Genomic DNA, 14,371 nt, shown 5'->3' with positions numbered 1-14,371 from the left:
GCTAGCAATCAATGGTGGATGCGCTTCGCCGCTGAGCTAGCTCCCTTTGCTGGCAAGAGACTCATCCTTCTCAAAGAAGGACGATGCAGACACTTGTAGCGTTACAAAAAAGTCTTCAGTGTCACAATAAAGTTTTCAGTGTGACAAGAAAGTCTTCAGTTCGGTGCGTCGGTGCTCTGAGCTGAAGGCTTCAGTGACGCGCGAACGTGCGGCCACCGATGCCCCTTCGCGGCCTACGCTAGCAATCAATGGTGGATGCGCTTCGCCGCTGAGCTAGCTCCCTTTGCTGGCAAGAGACTCATCCTTCTCAAAGAAGGACGATGCAGACACTTGAGGAACTGCAAGAAGAGGCTCTGAAGCCGCTAGCCCTTCTATCCTGCGTTATTGCGGGTCTCAAGCGACGCAGGGCGGAGTAATTCGGAAATAGCAACTCCCAGGGCGTCAGCTAGGTCCTGCAAATCGACCACCATTGGGCTGGCCGCTTCGTTCTCCAACCGGCCGACGTACGTCCGAAATCGATGGGCTTTGACCGAGAGTGCTTCTTGACTGAGCCCTGCCTCACTGCGCAGCCGTTTCACATTCGCTATCGCCCGAGCCGTGGCGTCTTCGCCAGCCGGTTGCTGTTCTTCGATAGGTCGGTCGCCAAAGAAGTCGACAACGTCGACATCGAGCACGTCCGCTAACCGAGAAAGCGTGGAAAGCCTTAGGTTTGCCCGCCGGCCTTGTTCGACGCTCGCGAGGTTGGGACGAGCCAGCGACGCCCTCGCAGCGAGTTCGTCTTGCGAGAGGCCGGCACGTTTTCGAATCGTTCTAAGTCGTTCGGACAGTCCGCTGGCGACCGCGTCATGGAGCTTCGGCATAGCCGCACAGCATCCCTTGCAGTCAAAAAATTTTCTACCACTCCGCATATGCACGCTTGAAATAAGCACGCATAAAAAGCTACAATTAGCCAGAGTCGGCCGGGTGAGCGGCTCCGTCTCGGACACATTGTGAGTAGCGCCAGTGATAGCCCATCGGAGCGATGCCCCGAGGGACGCGTGCGCAATTGATAAGGCCCGTGGTTTCCGCATGACCGGCTGGTCAGTCACGAGAATTGAAAACTTTCCGGTGGTGAGCCGGCCGCTACCTTCCCGATGGGGCACATATGGTTTTGCTTTTCTTCTGCGTCAGCGGTGTACTGGGCGCGATTGACCGACATCCGTCCATCACGACTCGTGAGAACGAGCCTGCAGCGACCCGTTCACTCGAATCGGACGCTCGCCTGTTCGCACAGGCAATCGAGCCGTTCCCAGGGGCTCTCGTTGTCATTGCAAACGACTGGCCACTGCTCTACGACCTCGAGTTTTTGAGGCAGGAATGCGCGTTGTTTGGGCCGCGCATCGTGAACTCGGTGAAAATTCTCGGCGGAACGAAAGAAGAGTCCATATTGAAATTTATGTCCTCCCGGTCCGAGCCGTACGTCGTGGTCACCTCGTCGGATTTCGAGTTCAGCGAGGGGACAATGGGAAGGCGCGTCAACGTTGATTCGGAAGCGGGTTTTGACGAAGAGGCTTCTGACCGCTTGCGACAGCTATTGGAGGAATACGGCGAGGCTGCCCAACGGCCTGCCTCTGCCGACGACATCATGAGAGCGACCGCCGGCAACCCGTGGATGCAGCGTGTTCAGAGCTACCTTGCCCATGGCAGGCAGCGAATCATTTGAATGCGCGACACCGACTCGGCCTGGTGTTGTGAGCTATTTGCGCATGGGCCGCGCAATGATGAAACTGCCCGTCACTTCAGGTCAGATTCTCTCTTGGTAGCTGGCCGATGGCCGGCAACTACACTACGCCTGCGAATTACGCGCGGCGTGCGCCGTAGCGGGACAACGAGCACCGATGATGAGCCAGCGTCAAATTCTGTTTCTCGACATCGACGGCGTTTTGCATCGAGGGAACTCGTATGTCGCCGGACATCACATCGTTAGTAGCTCGCCCGGGCACATCGAGCTCTTCGAGTACCTGCCCGTACTGGACGACGCACTGAATTCGTACCCGGCCGTGCAGATTGTCCTCGCGAGCGATTGGGCTTATCGATTCGGCGTCGACTATGCCTGTTCTCAGTTGCCGTCGCCCTCGCTGCGCGCAAGGGTAATCGGCGGAACGTACCAAGGCTGTGAGTTCGACGAACAGTTGTGGCCGATGCTGTCTCGCGGAGCGCAGATTCTGGACTACGTACGACGACAAGGACGCGAGCGCCTCGAATGGCTTGCGATTGATGACCGCAGCGACGGATTCGAGAGCTGCAGAGAGCGGCTCATCCATTGTCAGTCCGAGTGCGGGTTGGGTGACCCTGCTGTCGTCGACCTTCTGCGGCGCAGACTATGCGAACGATTTTCATAGTCGATAGCGGCTGGCGGCACTGCGAGCTGGAGGGCGCGTAGTCCGTATCGAGCAAGAAGAACAATGCGAACCAAAAAGTCGACCACGAAATCGACCGACTCACTTCAACCGACGCTTGACTGCGTGATTGCGGACGCTATGGACCAGGGCCTCATGCAGGTCCTCGGCGAGATGACGCCACGACAGTACGTCGCACTTCGGACGATGTCCCCGTTCGAAATCGGCTACAGGTTCAAGCAGCTGTTGCGCGACGAGCTGCATGAGCTGCATGAGCTACGTCGCAAAGCGATGAAGCGGCAGCCACACGAAGTGACAGGGTCGACTGGCCATTGAGCTTGGAAAATCTTGAGCAGCGGCTTCCGCAGAGGCTCGGCTTAGCCGCAAGGAAAAACGCATCGGTATTGCAAAGGGGAAGTTTGATGTCCCGGACGACATCGTCAGCATGGGTGACGACGTCCGAAAACACATTGCCAGGTGAGCGCCAAAGAGGCCTACAGCGTTACGAGCTGCCCGAGATTACCGAGGGTTGCGCAGACGCCAGCAGCGTCACACCGAGAGCAGGGCTTCAGAAATTCACGCGCCGTGACGATATATCAGTGCCGTAACAAAATTTAACGCTGAGAATGGGATATCAAGCAGACTTCGCGCAGGCTCAACGCAACACAGCAGCGCTCGGTTTCGTTGTACCCCCCGTTGCTACCGTTTCTGGTCGACGTATCACGGAGGAGCACGGTGCGGAGCTCATGGCCCGGCTAACGCGCTTTTACCCTTCGCCGGCTCTGTTTGCATTGCAGTGTGCGAGCAGGACGAGCGAATTGCGTCCGACGGTCGAGGAGGTTATCGGCATGCAATGCACGATAACGGTCGGAAGCCTGCACATACAGGGACACCCGCTGTTCGCGTTCGAGCTTTCGAAGTTTCCAGCGATGGGGAGAACCGGCACCTATCACGTCTGGCTCACCGCTTCGAACGGGGAGGTAGTAGATTTGACGGCAATGGTTTCGCTACACGATGCCTTCGGTAAGCCGCTGGACGAAGCGGTGCCAATCGCTGGATTTCCGGATGCGATTCCCCCTTTCGAATGGGTTCCGGAGTTGGTCGGGGACGACGCGCTCTCGGCTCTCTTGGCAGATGCGGCAACCGGATATCGTTGAAGAAGAAAGCCGCGCTCGCGAAGGTCTTCGCACAAGCGGTCGAACTCGGCAAGAGAAATGAATTGCGTGATGTTTGTTTTTGTCATTGACGTGTAAAACGTAGCGTGAAGTGTAGAGGTATGATGCTCTTGCTTTTCTCCAAAGGCAGCGCACCTGCCCGCTGAGTAGCAGAATCTTCCGAAACCTAGCGTTGTACTGCTTCAACGAATGTAGAGTCGCCGTTTATACCGTTTATGCGGCATCCCTTACGAGCGGCTCTCGTCGGCGAAGGCCGGAATTCCGGAACGAATCGAAGGCTGCACGCGAAGATGCTGAGCGTCTTCGCGTAGCGTTCCTTTGAGCGGCTGTCGATGCCCACGTGCTCGCTGCGATTGACGAAAGACCTCTGATATCGACTTCCGTCGTGCTAACAGTAGGTGGGATACCGGCGCGTGGTGTCATGGCCGGCAGTTCGTGCGCAGCAGCGTGGGTCGGTTGCGGGCGAACCTGTCGCCGTATTTCCGACTAGTCGCCCAAAGGGATGGTCGGCCCGAGCAACTGCCGCGCTCTCAAAATAGACGAATCCCGTCTCGATTGGCCGCAGGGGTGCTCGAACGCGCCCGAATACCGGCACCTCGTTATCGCAGATATGGTCCGTTCGATTTGCGGGTTGGCCCATATTCACGGGCTTGGTCGGCGTGGGCTATGCTCGTGTTTCGCCATCGCAAAGAGCACATTTTTGGTGGCGCATAACCATGAGAACGAGGACCAACTGTGAATATTGATTTTCATTACGGGGTCATTTATGCCGTCGCGCGACTGGGCGGCCTGGATGTAGCTGAAGCACGGACCGTTGCCCACTCCTGTCAGTATGTCGACGACGCTACGACGGACGGCCTACTCAAGTTCGCCGACGGAGAGCGATTCGAGCGTATCGCCAGCGCGCACGAAATGATTGATTACAAGAACGAGGAGGACGACCAAAATCGCCGGATATGGGTGCCGTTCCATTTCCTGCCCGGCGCGCAGGGGAAGTCGGTCGCTGAGAAAGCCGTATGTCGGCCAAACAGTGACGTTGCCAAAGATGTCGTCCGGCGAGCGCTGAATGCGCACGGCGCCTACAACGCGCTACACCGTCTCGGCGTAACGCTGCACGTTTACGTTGATACTTGGGCACACCAGGGTTTCAGCGGCGTTGCGAGCGATTACAACCGTATCACGCACCTTGAAGGCGATGACCACGACCACGAAACTTGGCTCGGGAAATTGAAGGAGACGTTGATTTCTGCTGGGGAGAAGGTAGAAAGCCTTGCAATAGACGCGCTGTCCGGCCTGGGCCACGGGGCAGCATTGCATTTTCCCGACATGCCCTGGGCGACGTGGAGGTACCGCTGCAAGGTGTCGGAGGAGATGGTTCATCGCGACAATCTTCCGGACTTCGTCCAAGCGGCCGACATGGCCTGCAAGGTGGTGCAGGCATTCAAAGCCAAGTCGCAGGAATTCGAGTCTCAGCCGGGCCTGCCTCCGGACGCAAAAGCCGCTCTCGGGAACCTGCTTCGCGAAAACTGTAGCCATGACCCCGACGAGCGCTTGTCTTTCTGGAAAGAAGCCCTCGCTTCGGGCAAGCTTCCTGGCCTGAACGAGGCGCTGCCGGACTACATCGCGAAAGGCCCAGGTTCGTGGAAGCATGCCGCCACACGTTTGGCCGGCGACGACGACAGCGGTGAAGCGCCCGTTTGGTCGGAAGTGTTCGAACAATCGGACTATCGGAAGTTTCACGATGCTACGAAGGAGCACCGCTTCGTGGCTGTGCAAGAAGTGTTGCCGGAGGCCGGACTTCGGCTCTGCTAGCGCTGTACGTGTTGTTGTGGGAGCCGTGCAACGGGCGGCTCCGTCGACCATCGTGGAGCTGGTGACACAGCTTGATATCACATCCCTTCGAGTTCGCCGGCATCGTGTTCGAGCACTGCGACTTCCCAGCTTATCCTATGTTATTGATTTAAAACCTTTGGCCGCGTAAATCTCAAATTTCGATTTCATACGGCCAATGAGTTCTAGGGCAACGGGGCTGCATTCATTTTCAGCCTCGGAAAGGTGTCTGGGAGCAGGAACAACGGCTGTCGTTGCTTCGCGTAACGCGCAGCAACCGCTGGTTTCGCCCCTCATGTCCAAATTTCGGCGACATGCTAGCTAGCAAAAACTGGCCTGTCTTTATATATAACGCGCAATGCATAAAAGAGACGGCGACTTCGTCTGATTTTGCCTGAGGCACTGTGCTCTCGTTGCGTTTTAATCTATGATTCCCGGTTTTTCCGCGCATGTATAACCGGATGCTTGACACCTACTGGCGGGAAGTGGAAATCAGTCGAGATTTGCACGAGAGGCGCGTTCGGAGCGGCCGTCGAATCGGGCAATGGTCAGATAGAGGTATCGCATGAAACGCAATATGCTCGTGTTAGGGGATAGAACGACGGCGGGTGGCATTGTGCAAGAGGGAGTGGCTGCGGGCTTCAATAATGGAACGCCTCTCGCCTATCATGGCGCGCTTGTCCACTGCCCTGCTTGCAAATCGAATGGCCGCCTTGTTGGCGCGGGTCCGTCTTGGCCGATGACGTTCGATGGCAAGCAGGTGGCCTTGGAGAATGACCTGTGCATCTGTAAGTGCGACCCTCCGCCTCGGATGATTGCCTCGAAGAACGATATGTTCATGACCTTCGAGGGACATCAACTCGCGCAGATGGGGTATGCAGCCGACGGTAGCCCACTGAGCGACCAAGCCATGCATGCCTTTGACGAGCAAGTCCGAATCCTCGATGAGCATGGCGAACCTCTCGCGAACGTTCCGTATCACATCCGGGACCAGTCTGGTAACGAATACCAGGGTTTGACGGACGAGGATGGGCTGTGCCCGCGAGTTTCGACGGGCAGCATCGAAACCTTGTCGATTGCAGTCGGCGTCGCCGCTTTGGAAAAGTGGAAGAAATAATGCCCGCCTATCACTACCAGACACCGACCAACGACAAGGAAGGTTCGCGGCACGATGTGACCGGACACCTCATGCCGGCACGCGCATTCTTCTTCGCGATTGTCGACGAGCCAGGGAAAGACGGATTTCTCGTTCGCAAAATTTACGCGGCACCGGACAACGTGTTCCTGCGGGACATGGGGCTTTCTCCGCTCCAGCAGCTGCAGGAGTTGCATCCAGAGAAGTACGGACTGTCTCCCAAAAGCTTCGAAGCCGGAACGAGCGTCGCTGAACACGTGATGGGCAACAATATGTCGTCTTACGTCTCGACGAGCGAGTTGTTCCCCGGTGGCTCGCCTCGCTTCGAAGGCCGCAGCATCGTCATCGATATCGCGAAAGCGAAGCGCGCGGGCGCGAAGCTGGTGCAGACCGATGAAATCTTGACGGCTCTTGAGCAATACAAAGCCGAGAATCCGCACCTGGCCAAGCGGGTGTCAAAGATTGCGGGGTATGTAAAGGACATCGACAAGGAGGTGCTTGTTCAGAGTCCCAAGGTTCCGGCATCGGCCATCTTCAACGAAAGGTCGCTACGGACTGCGCTCGGATTCACGAAGTACGCGCGCGTCGTCCAAATTTTCGGAATCGTGTTCACCGCGTACGACCTCGACGTGGCGGCTGAGCAATCGGTGCAAACAAAGAGCATCCGTCCGATTCGAAGGGAAGCCGTAAGACAGATGGGCGGCTGGAGCGGCGCCACGGCGGGGGCGCGGATTGGGGCAGCGCTGGGCGCGAGCATCGGTGTTGAGACCGGCCCTGGGGCTATCATCACGGGAGCGATTGGCGGGCTTTTGTTCGGTGCAGTTGGGTACTTTGGCGCGGACTGGCTCAACAAGAAATTCGACCCACTCTAATCTTCGCCACATGTTCAGCTTGAAAAATACGCTTATGGAGCGCCGAATCCGAATCGAGCGGAGCAATACCTTCGAGCGCTTGTTTGGCCTTGACACGAAGGCTCTGCGCAAAACGTATGGCGACTCAGCCAGCCGGTCACTGCGTCGGCCCGACGTTGGATATCCCGTCGTACAGGACCTTGCCGAAGCGGGAATCAGGGCATTTTTTGCTCAGTTCCAGGTTTGCGAATCGGATGCCACCCCGCTCGTACAGGCGGCGACGCGGGGATACGAGCCTGCCGGTGGAGCCGCTTACAGCAAGGCCGGTGGAGGCGCGCACTTCCATATCCACCTGAGTCAGGCGCCGAAATTCTCTGGCGTCGTCGTAGCCGTCGTTTCAGACGATGCTGAGGTGTTTCACCATATCGCAGAAGGTAGGTTCTCACCACCTCCGCCGTGGACCGTGTTCCCACACTTGGACCCGCTCGGGTTGGGCGCGCTGCAAGGCGATGTTGCGTACTGGTGGCGTCAGTTTTGGAGCCCCTTCTGGAATAGCCTGTCGCCTATCGAACGAGATACGTACCTAGTATCCAACAACGCTAGTGCCGATTGGGCTGACTGCGTCAGGCTCCACTCGATGTAGCTCGAGAGAATATTGCGTGTGTACGCGCAGTGCAAAAGCAAGGCCGCCGGAAGGCGGCCTCCCGCCTTTTGCGTCAAGAGGCGTCTTCTCAGTAGTACTTCTTCTCCGACAGAGCTTCGCAATCCCATTTGCGGCTGACGATTGCCCTATAGAGCATTCCGACCGTCATCGTTTCTCTCTTTAGCGAATGGGGCCGTCTTAGTATGAACTTTTGAAAGAAGTGCGAGATAAAACCCTCGCCCTCCATGAAGAAGTACCGACGAAAGTCGTAGTCACCTCGGTCCACTTTGAAAGTGTCGAAGTACTTCTCCATGAACTCATCGGCGTCATCCCCATGTTGTCCGAGGGAATACACCACGTCCATGTCATCGGTGATGGGTTTCTTGGAAGACATGCAAGCTTCTTCCCGGATGAACGCCACGAGGTCGTCGCGAGTGTATTGTTGCATCAGAACACCCTGTCTTCAGGTCGAGCAAGCCGGTTGTACTTCAGCACTGTCTGGTAGCCAATCGTGGCGACATCTCTTGCCATCAAGACCCAGCCGACACCCGGCAACGTTCTGCCAATGAATACGCTCAGCTTGTGCGTCAGGACCCATCTGAAGGCCTTCATGCTTTCGATGGTGAAGGTCGGCAACACACGCTTTCTGAATTTGTACTTGAACAGCGAGCGGGACATCACAGATGCGACCGACGTACCCGGGGTCGCCCCTGCCGGCTTCCCGCGCGTCGGCAGAAAATTGAATCCGCAAAAGATGAGTATTAGGTATTCGACGTCGTCAATCCCGAGTTGCTCGCTCGTTTCTTGCATCGCGATAAACAAGAACAGCTCACGCGGTGTCAGGTCGTTGTGCCCATTGTATTGATATACGTTGCTCATTTCGGCCCTCTCTTTTGTTTGTTTTTCACTGCGCGAAGCGCCGGCTATGCTATCACAGCGACGTTGCTTGCCGAGTAAGTCGCGGTGGTTAGGACAACACCGCCAAGAGGAAAGAGACGTGCCCTTTGAGGCCTCGGTTCGAGTGTGCTCTCGCATGGCCGGAGCCGTCGCATAGTCTTCCAGCAAATGTCTGCTTGGCGTCAATGTGGTGTAGCGGACTCTGTGCCGTCGTGGCATAGTGCGTCGAAATCGTTTTCTTGAGAGGAACTCATGCCCACCCTGGAAGCAATCGAGACAAAGATTCGCCGCCTGCAAGAACAAGCTGAAGCGATGAGAGCCAAGAAAGCTGCGGTTATCCTCGACCGCATCGTCGCGCTTATGAAGGAGAGCGGAATTTCGGTTGTCGACATCGAGGCGTACCTCGGCGGCAAGAATGGTGGAGCACGACGCGGTAAGTCGGCCACGACGCGCACCGCATCGGTCGCGGCGAAATATCAGGACCCGAAGTCAGGCGCGACATGGAGCGGTCGCGGCCGTGCGCCGGCGTGGATTGCGAACGTAAAAAACCGCAATCGTTTTCTTGTCGATGGGAATGCTGTGAGTACGTCGATGTCTGACGGAGACACGGCGAAAAGGAAGGGTAACTACGTTCGTGGGCAGCAGCCCGTGAAGTACCGCGACCCCAAGACCGGCGCGACCTGGTCGGGCCGTGGTCGGGCGCCAGCATGGATTGCGGATGCGAAGGACCGCTCGAAGTTTTCGATTGGTGTCGACGGGGCTATTGAGGTAATGCCCAGGAAGTCGAAAGGCAAAGCAGCAACCACTGCTGCATCGCGGACTCGGAAGGGACCGCCGAAAGGCAAGCAACCCGCGAAATATCTCAATCCGGAGACTGGCGCGACTTGGAGCGGACGTGGCCCGGCGCCAGCGTGGCTCGCGGCTGCCGGCGACCGCTCTCAATTCCTCATTCGCCAGGACACGGCGCAGGCAGGTACCGCCTAAGCAATGTTAGGTCGCGTGTGGCCGTCGGGCCTTGGTAGTTTGACCAGTCAACGGCAGCGGCCCTATCAGCGCTGCTCTTGACTGCACCGGCAGCCGTCGGTTATTTTCGGCGCGTTCGCACCTCTTCGCGAGCTCTCATATCTCCCGTTGGTAGCGAATCCTTTTAAGACCCGAGCGACTTCGTCGCCGGCCAATGGATTCGTTCGCACAGAGGTACACATGCAAAAGAGCTCCGCATCGAGCGGCAACCCCCACCGCCGCCATCTTTCGATTACGCCTACCCGTCGCGTCATCTGGGCCAGCGACCCGTTCGTCGGGCGGCTCGGCACATACGTTGGCGTCGCTCTCGAAGCGTCGGGGTTGTGTGTGGCGATACATAGTCCCAGCGGCCTCCGCTGGGTTCCCGCAGATGAGGTGCTTTCCTTCGCAGAAGCGAATGCGTGGGCTGCGTCGGGATTCAAGCGGAACTGAGAAGAGCTCCGAACATCGCGGCGCCGCCGCGAGAGACGGACACGGCACGCGTGGATGAGGCTCTGCTGTGTCCGAGCGGTCTTTGTGGTTCAGAGTCGCTGACGCCGCGAGGGATTCTTTCGCGGCGCCCAACACCGCCTCCACGTACATGTCATTGCGAGCGCTGCCTTAGCCCGAGCACCCAATGTCCATCGCATACTCGCGAATATGAAGAACAGTACAAAACTAATCAAAGTCGAGGTCGCGTTCCTGTTCCAACTGGCGGACATGACCGTCGGCAGTGAGACGCCTGCCGAACTTCAAGCGAAGGCATTCTCGGCCTACGAGGCGGCCCACAGGGCGGTCGCCGCTGACTACGAGAAGCTGGCGTCAGCGCGAAAGGCGGACGGCACTCTAGCGTATCGTCTGGAGGCCGTTGCTGGGCTAGCGGAGCCTCGAGACGGCGCGAAAGTGTTCGCGCTCTGGTTTTCAAGTGCAGATGAGTTCGCTCGGGAAGCGCGTGTTGACTTGGCAGCCCTGTGCGGGCGTTGCATGTTCGATGCTGCATATGAACTCGGCGTCAACAGCGTGTTCTACGGAGCACGCCAATGTCGCACGTTCGAATCGGTCGAGTGGACCGACATCATGTAATCGCCGTTCTGTGCGGCAACCGAGAAAGATTGCCTGCATCGTTGACGCTCGCCTATCAAGAGCGTCGACGTCTCGATGACTGCGCCGTACATCAACGGCGCAGTCATCCGCTCCGGCAGCGAGTCCAGAACTATGCGCGACCTCCTCGAGTTGTTGCGTTACCTGGTCAGACTCGATGCGGTGTTTATCGCTGGCGTCGCTGCTGCTTGAGCTGGCGTGCCGTTGATAGAGCCGGTACTTGCGTCACCAGGGATGCCTGGCAGCTCATCGCCGTTTACAAACGACGCTGTGATGGTTTCCGGATAGGCGTAGGCCGAGCCATTTGCCTTGTCGACCCCATCCAGAACCAAGGCGCCTACGCCTAATAGGACGACATTTCCAACTATCGTTCCCGTGCGTGTCCTCGACTTAACGGCCATGATGATGTCGCGTTCACCATCTTTCGAGCAATGGATATTCAGGTCGTCCTTTGCCCGATGGACGCTCACCGTGCCGGGCGTGGCCACCGTCCAGCTACCCCTTGAGTTCGACAGGGTGCAGTCCGCTCCTGCAACATCGGCTGCGTTCTTTTGTGTCTTCACTGATACGTTTTGCGTGGTCCCGCCAGTAACCGTCGCGCAGCCGGTTGTCAGAATCGCGAGAAAGATGCAAGCGGTCGTCGCTGCAATTTGCCGATGTTTCATGTTTAGTTGTCCCAAGTATGGTCGTGAGTCTTTCCCGCCGAGCGCTAACATGCCGCTCAGCGGTGCCTTAAGAATGGGACGCATCCGACTGAGGCGTGCTCGTATGCCGTCGCTAGTCGTGACGTCATCGGAGACGATGGCGGACACGTGGCGGAACGGAGGCGCTACGTGGTAGCGCGCCGGACGGTTTCGCGCACGCGAATCAGGGAACCCAGTAGCCCTTCAGTGGCCGCCAGTATTCGCCGTCGTGAAGTTTCATGTAGAGCTGCTTGAAGCTCTCCGGGGCATCGAGGAAGTTGTGCCCGAAATCCCAGTAGATATTTGTCAGCTGACACTCCTCCGCTTTGTCCTTATGACAAAGTGCCATTGCCTTCCGTACTGCGGTGTTCGTGTCCGGGGAAGCATATGCTGACCAGTAGTGGTTTTCAGCCGTTACAAGGGCGATGACAGCCGGGCCGTCGAACGTAGCGATTGATTGGCAGCTACCGCGAAAGCGGTCCTCGAAGCTGTTGTCCTGCACGCACTCCATATGCGCCTGGGCCGACGCCTTCCCCTTGGTTGGCCAAACGCCGGATACGTAGAAGGTGTGCGAAAAACCGTGCTGGTCATTCTCGAGGTAGGGGCCCGAGACAATGTCGGTCCACGCGTACGTCGCTGGCGAGGCGACGGCTAGCAAAGCTGCGGCAAGCACGGCCGCGACAATCCCCGATTTCTTCATGTTTTCCCCGTCTGTCCAAATGTCGACCGACGTCGCGCCGCTCGGTCATGAGCTCGGCCACGGACGCCGATGCATGGGCGAAATATCGCCGGCCCGCTGGCAGGAGCCAGCTTCCTTTGTTTTCAGCGGGTACCCGAGGCGGGCTCGCGGCGGCGTGTCGCCGGCGAGTCGTCCGTGGGCGACAGTCTGCGTTTTGTGGGCGACCCGGACTAATATGTTGGTTGTCTACAGATTGAAACCTTACCAAACCGCTGCCAGCAACTCAACATTTTTATGTGTCTCTCCACAGGTTGAGTTGAGTAATGGCTACAAGCCTCGCGTCGGTCATTGGCCGGAACATCGCATCGGTTCGGAAGCAGCGCGGGCTGACGCAAGCCGCCGTCGCAGAGCAAATCGACGTCGATGCCGAGACGGTCTCTAGGTTCGAGCGAGGGGCGGTGATGCCGGGTGTTGCGACACTCGAGCGGCTCTGTGCGGTACTCGAGTGCTCGTGGATGGACCTGTTGGAAGGGAGTTCGGGCGACGCGCAGCAGGTCGCGCACGATATCGTGCGTCTTCTAGAGCCGCTCGCCGGAGACGACCGACTGTTCCTGCTTGAGCAGATGAAGGTCTGGACTAGTAAACTGCTTGAAAGATGCCCGCCAGCCAGGCGGCGAAACCGTTCGAGCGGTGCAAGTTGACCACATCGACCGCTGGTTTGAGCGAAAAATCAAGACACGGAAGTGGACGCATCTCAGGCCAAGGCCATCCCCGACAGGCCCCACGAGTTTGAGGCTCGTGGGGAACTCGCTTTCATGCTTTAACGAACATCTGACGTGGCGCAACCTGTTCGGACATTCTATTGCCCGTGAAGCTTAGTGTGTGGAACGGAGTACGAGTACCTTGTACGTTGACGAGAGGATGTCCCTCGGCAAGCCCATGTTCAATCAGTGCGCGCTCGATGACGTCCAACGCCGTTCCTACGTCTTGCGAACCGTGAACCTTCAGATACCCAAGCAAAAGGACCCGAGCGCCGTTTTTTTCCCAGTCCTGGATTTGGCGCATCAGTCGCAAGTTGTTTAACTGTTGCTTGATTCTCCCTTTTAGGTTTAGAGCTTTCCCCACATACAGCGGGGTAACGCGACTGCCGTACTTCCGCGCGAATACGTAGACCCCCGGCACGTCGTCCACGCTTTCAAGTACAGACGGGCTATATATGAGCTGTGGGTCAGCTCGAAGGGTCAATGCGGTGGTCCAATGAATCTTTATCTTCATCACTCTATCAAATCAGAAATTACTTAGGGCGCTCGGAGAGCTTCAACCTACGACTCGCCGACCTTTGCGAAATGGAGCCTATCAATCTGGTGCTCGCATGGCGTCTTCCTCGTACCGAGGGCGGCTATCCCCCAGCCTCTTTTCGTTTGAGATACTTTTGATATCGCTCCGCAAGAGTGTAGACGTAGTCGAATATCGCGACTGTAAAGTCGATGATGTCTTCGGCATCGTCTTTCGTCGTTTCCGTGTTGGACGCATGAGCGCCGATATTGCGCTCGACACGTAAGGCATCTGCCCACGCGTGAAGCCGTTCGTCGATGACACCTTGCGCTCTCAATTCGGCAAGGCCCCTAACAAGGGACTGTGGTTTCCCCGTCTTTTCCGCGACGAGTCGCTCTAAAGCACGGCCGCACATAACCGCAGCGGCGGGATAGATGCCGTGACTAAAGCACTTTTGCGCGGCGCTCACGTCTCGCCGCGCCGCAGGCGGGACCGACGGACCCAAGTCCGCTATCAGCGGCGCAGGCCAAAGCCGTTCCGCTGTGTCCCACTCCCAGTCACCCCGCTCGTCTCGAATGAGGGACGACGAACCGAACAGCGGCTGTCGACAAGACGAACATTCCGCTAGGAAATATGCTTGTTCTTGCGCATCTCCGACCCAGCAGGAGGCTTCGGACTTAACGCGTACGGCACATTGCGGGCAATCGATAACGATAGTCTGA

Annotated in this window: 17 protein-coding genes and 1 pseudogene; 10 read left to right on the top strand and 8 right to left on the bottom strand. The window is 57.6% G+C overall.

The features are described from left to right. Positions 1 to 371: 371 nt before the first annotated feature. Positions 372 to 578 (bottom strand): helix-turn-helix domain-containing protein, encoded by a 207-nt coding sequence (locus D7S89_RS27815; RefSeq protein ID WP_245982906.1) that lies wholly within the window; start codon positions 576 to 578, stop codon positions 372 to 374. Here D7S89_RS27815 and D7S89_RS27810 point away from each other — a divergent pair. Next, positions 543 to 683, top strand: a complete 141-nt coding sequence (locus tag D7S89_RS27810) for a hypothetical protein (RefSeq protein ID WP_245982910.1) — start codon at positions 543 to 545, stop codon at positions 681 to 683. The genes D7S89_RS27815 and D7S89_RS27810 overlap by 36 nt on opposite strands. An 18-nt stretch (positions 684 to 701) precedes the next feature. Here D7S89_RS27810 and D7S89_RS27805 read toward each other — a convergent pair. Continuing rightward, a pseudogene (locus D7S89_RS27805) lies at positions 702 to 860 on the bottom strand (helix-turn-helix domain-containing protein); the annotation flags it as partial. A 284-nt stretch (positions 861 to 1,144) separates the two neighbouring features. Between D7S89_RS27805 and D7S89_RS13320 the strand changes: the two are divergent. From D7S89_RS13320 to D7S89_RS13285, 6 genes are all read left to right on the top strand, one after another. Further along, positions 1,145 to 1,702, top strand: coding sequence for an HAD domain-containing protein (locus D7S89_RS13320; protein ID WP_121278148.1), 558 nt, complete (start codon positions 1,145 to 1,147; stop codon positions 1,700 to 1,702). Between the two features lie 175 nt (positions 1,703 to 1,877). Next, a complete protein-coding gene (locus D7S89_RS13315; RefSeq protein ID WP_245982875.1) occupies positions 1,878 to 2,381 on the top strand; it encodes an HAD domain-containing protein in 504 nt (167 codons plus the stop codon). Positions 2,382 to 3,004: 623 nt separating this feature from the next. After that, positions 3,005 to 3,535, top strand: a complete 531-nt coding sequence (locus D7S89_RS13300; protein WP_121278146.1) for a hypothetical protein — start codon at positions 3,005 to 3,007, stop codon at positions 3,533 to 3,535. A 753-nt stretch (positions 3,536 to 4,288) separates the two neighbouring features. Beyond that, on the top strand, positions 4,289 to 5,365 hold the full coding sequence (locus D7S89_RS13295) for a DUF6765 family protein (protein WP_121278145.1): 1,077 nt from the start codon (positions 4,289 to 4,291) through the stop codon (positions 5,363 to 5,365). A 583-nt stretch (positions 5,366 to 5,948) separates the two neighbouring features. Next, the gene (locus D7S89_RS13290) at positions 5,949 to 6,500 is read left to right on the top strand and encodes a PAAR domain-containing protein (protein ID WP_121278144.1); all 552 of its coding nucleotides are present in this window, start codon (positions 5,949 to 5,951) and stop codon (positions 6,498 to 6,500) included. Further along, positions 6,500 to 7,390, top strand: a complete 891-nt coding sequence (locus D7S89_RS13285) for a glycine zipper family protein (RefSeq protein ID WP_121278143.1) — start codon at positions 6,500 to 6,502, stop codon at positions 7,388 to 7,390. The genes D7S89_RS13290 and D7S89_RS13285 overlap by 1 nt, the downstream gene beginning before the upstream one ends. A 710-nt stretch (positions 7,391 to 8,100) precedes the next feature. Here the strand turns inward: D7S89_RS13285 and D7S89_RS13275 are convergent. Together D7S89_RS13275 and D7S89_RS13270 are read right to left on the bottom strand one after the other, a co-directional pair. Further along, entirely contained in the window at positions 8,101 to 8,460 is a 360-nt protein-coding gene (locus D7S89_RS13275) for a DUF1493 family protein (RefSeq protein ID WP_245982873.1), read from the bottom strand. Then, complete coding sequence (locus D7S89_RS13270; protein WP_121278140.1) at positions 8,460 to 8,891, bottom strand: STM2901 family protein; 432 nt, start codon at positions 8,889 to 8,891, stop codon at positions 8,460 to 8,462. The genes D7S89_RS13275 and D7S89_RS13270 overlap by 1 nt, the downstream gene beginning before the upstream one ends. A 270-nt stretch (positions 8,892 to 9,161) precedes the next feature. Here D7S89_RS13270 and D7S89_RS28145 point away from each other — a divergent pair, with 270 nt between their 5' ends. Beyond that, the gene (locus tag D7S89_RS28145; RefSeq protein ID WP_121278139.1) at positions 9,162 to 9,893 is read left to right on the top strand and encodes an H-NS family nucleoid-associated regulatory protein; all 732 of its coding nucleotides are present in this window, start codon (positions 9,162 to 9,164) and stop codon (positions 9,891 to 9,893) included. Positions 9,894 to 10,571: 678 nt separating this feature from the next. After that, positions 10,572 to 10,994: a hypothetical protein gene (locus D7S89_RS13260; RefSeq protein WP_121278138.1), complete on the top strand. Its 423-nt coding sequence runs from the start codon at positions 10,572 to 10,574 to the stop codon at positions 10,992 to 10,994. 158 nt (positions 10,995 to 11,152) lie between these two features. On the opposite strand, the gene D7S89_RS13255 is transcribed toward D7S89_RS13260, so the two are convergent. Further along, positions 11,153 to 11,677 (bottom strand): hypothetical protein, encoded by a 525-nt coding sequence (locus D7S89_RS13255; protein WP_245982871.1) that lies wholly within the window; start codon positions 11,675 to 11,677, stop codon positions 11,153 to 11,155. A 202-nt stretch (positions 11,678 to 11,879) separates the two neighbouring features. Continuing rightward, positions 11,880 to 12,395, bottom strand: coding sequence for a DUF4189 domain-containing protein (locus D7S89_RS13250; protein ID WP_121278136.1), 516 nt, complete (start codon positions 12,393 to 12,395; stop codon positions 11,880 to 11,882). 302 nt (positions 12,396 to 12,697) lie between these two features. On the opposite strand from D7S89_RS13250, the gene D7S89_RS13245 reads away from it, so the two are divergent. Continuing rightward, positions 12,698 to 13,075: a helix-turn-helix domain-containing protein gene (locus D7S89_RS13245; protein WP_121278135.1), complete on the top strand. Its 378-nt coding sequence runs from the start codon at positions 12,698 to 12,700 to the stop codon at positions 13,073 to 13,075. A gap of 112 nt (positions 13,076 to 13,187) precedes the next feature. On the opposite strand, the gene D7S89_RS13240 is transcribed toward D7S89_RS13245, so the two are convergent. Both D7S89_RS13240 and D7S89_RS27785 read right to left on the bottom strand, forming a co-directional pair. Then, the gene (locus D7S89_RS13240; protein WP_226192704.1) at positions 13,188 to 13,649 is read right to left on the bottom strand and encodes a GIY-YIG nuclease family protein; all 462 of its coding nucleotides are present in this window, start codon (positions 13,647 to 13,649) and stop codon (positions 13,188 to 13,190) included. 124 nt (positions 13,650 to 13,773) lie between these two features. Then, the gene (locus D7S89_RS27785; protein WP_245982869.1) at positions 13,774 to 14,118 is read right to left on the bottom strand and encodes a DUF4145 domain-containing protein; all 345 of its coding nucleotides are present in this window, start codon (positions 14,116 to 14,118) and stop codon (positions 13,774 to 13,776) included. Positions 14,119 to 14,371: the final 253 nt, after the last annotated feature.

This window comes from Trinickia fusca (assembly GCF_003628145.1).
Lineage (GTDB): Bacteria > Pseudomonadota > Gammaproteobacteria > Burkholderiales > Burkholderiaceae > Trinickia > Trinickia fusca.
The sequence above is the reverse complement of the archived record's forward strand: the minus strand, read 5'-3'. Positions and strand labels throughout refer to the sequence as shown.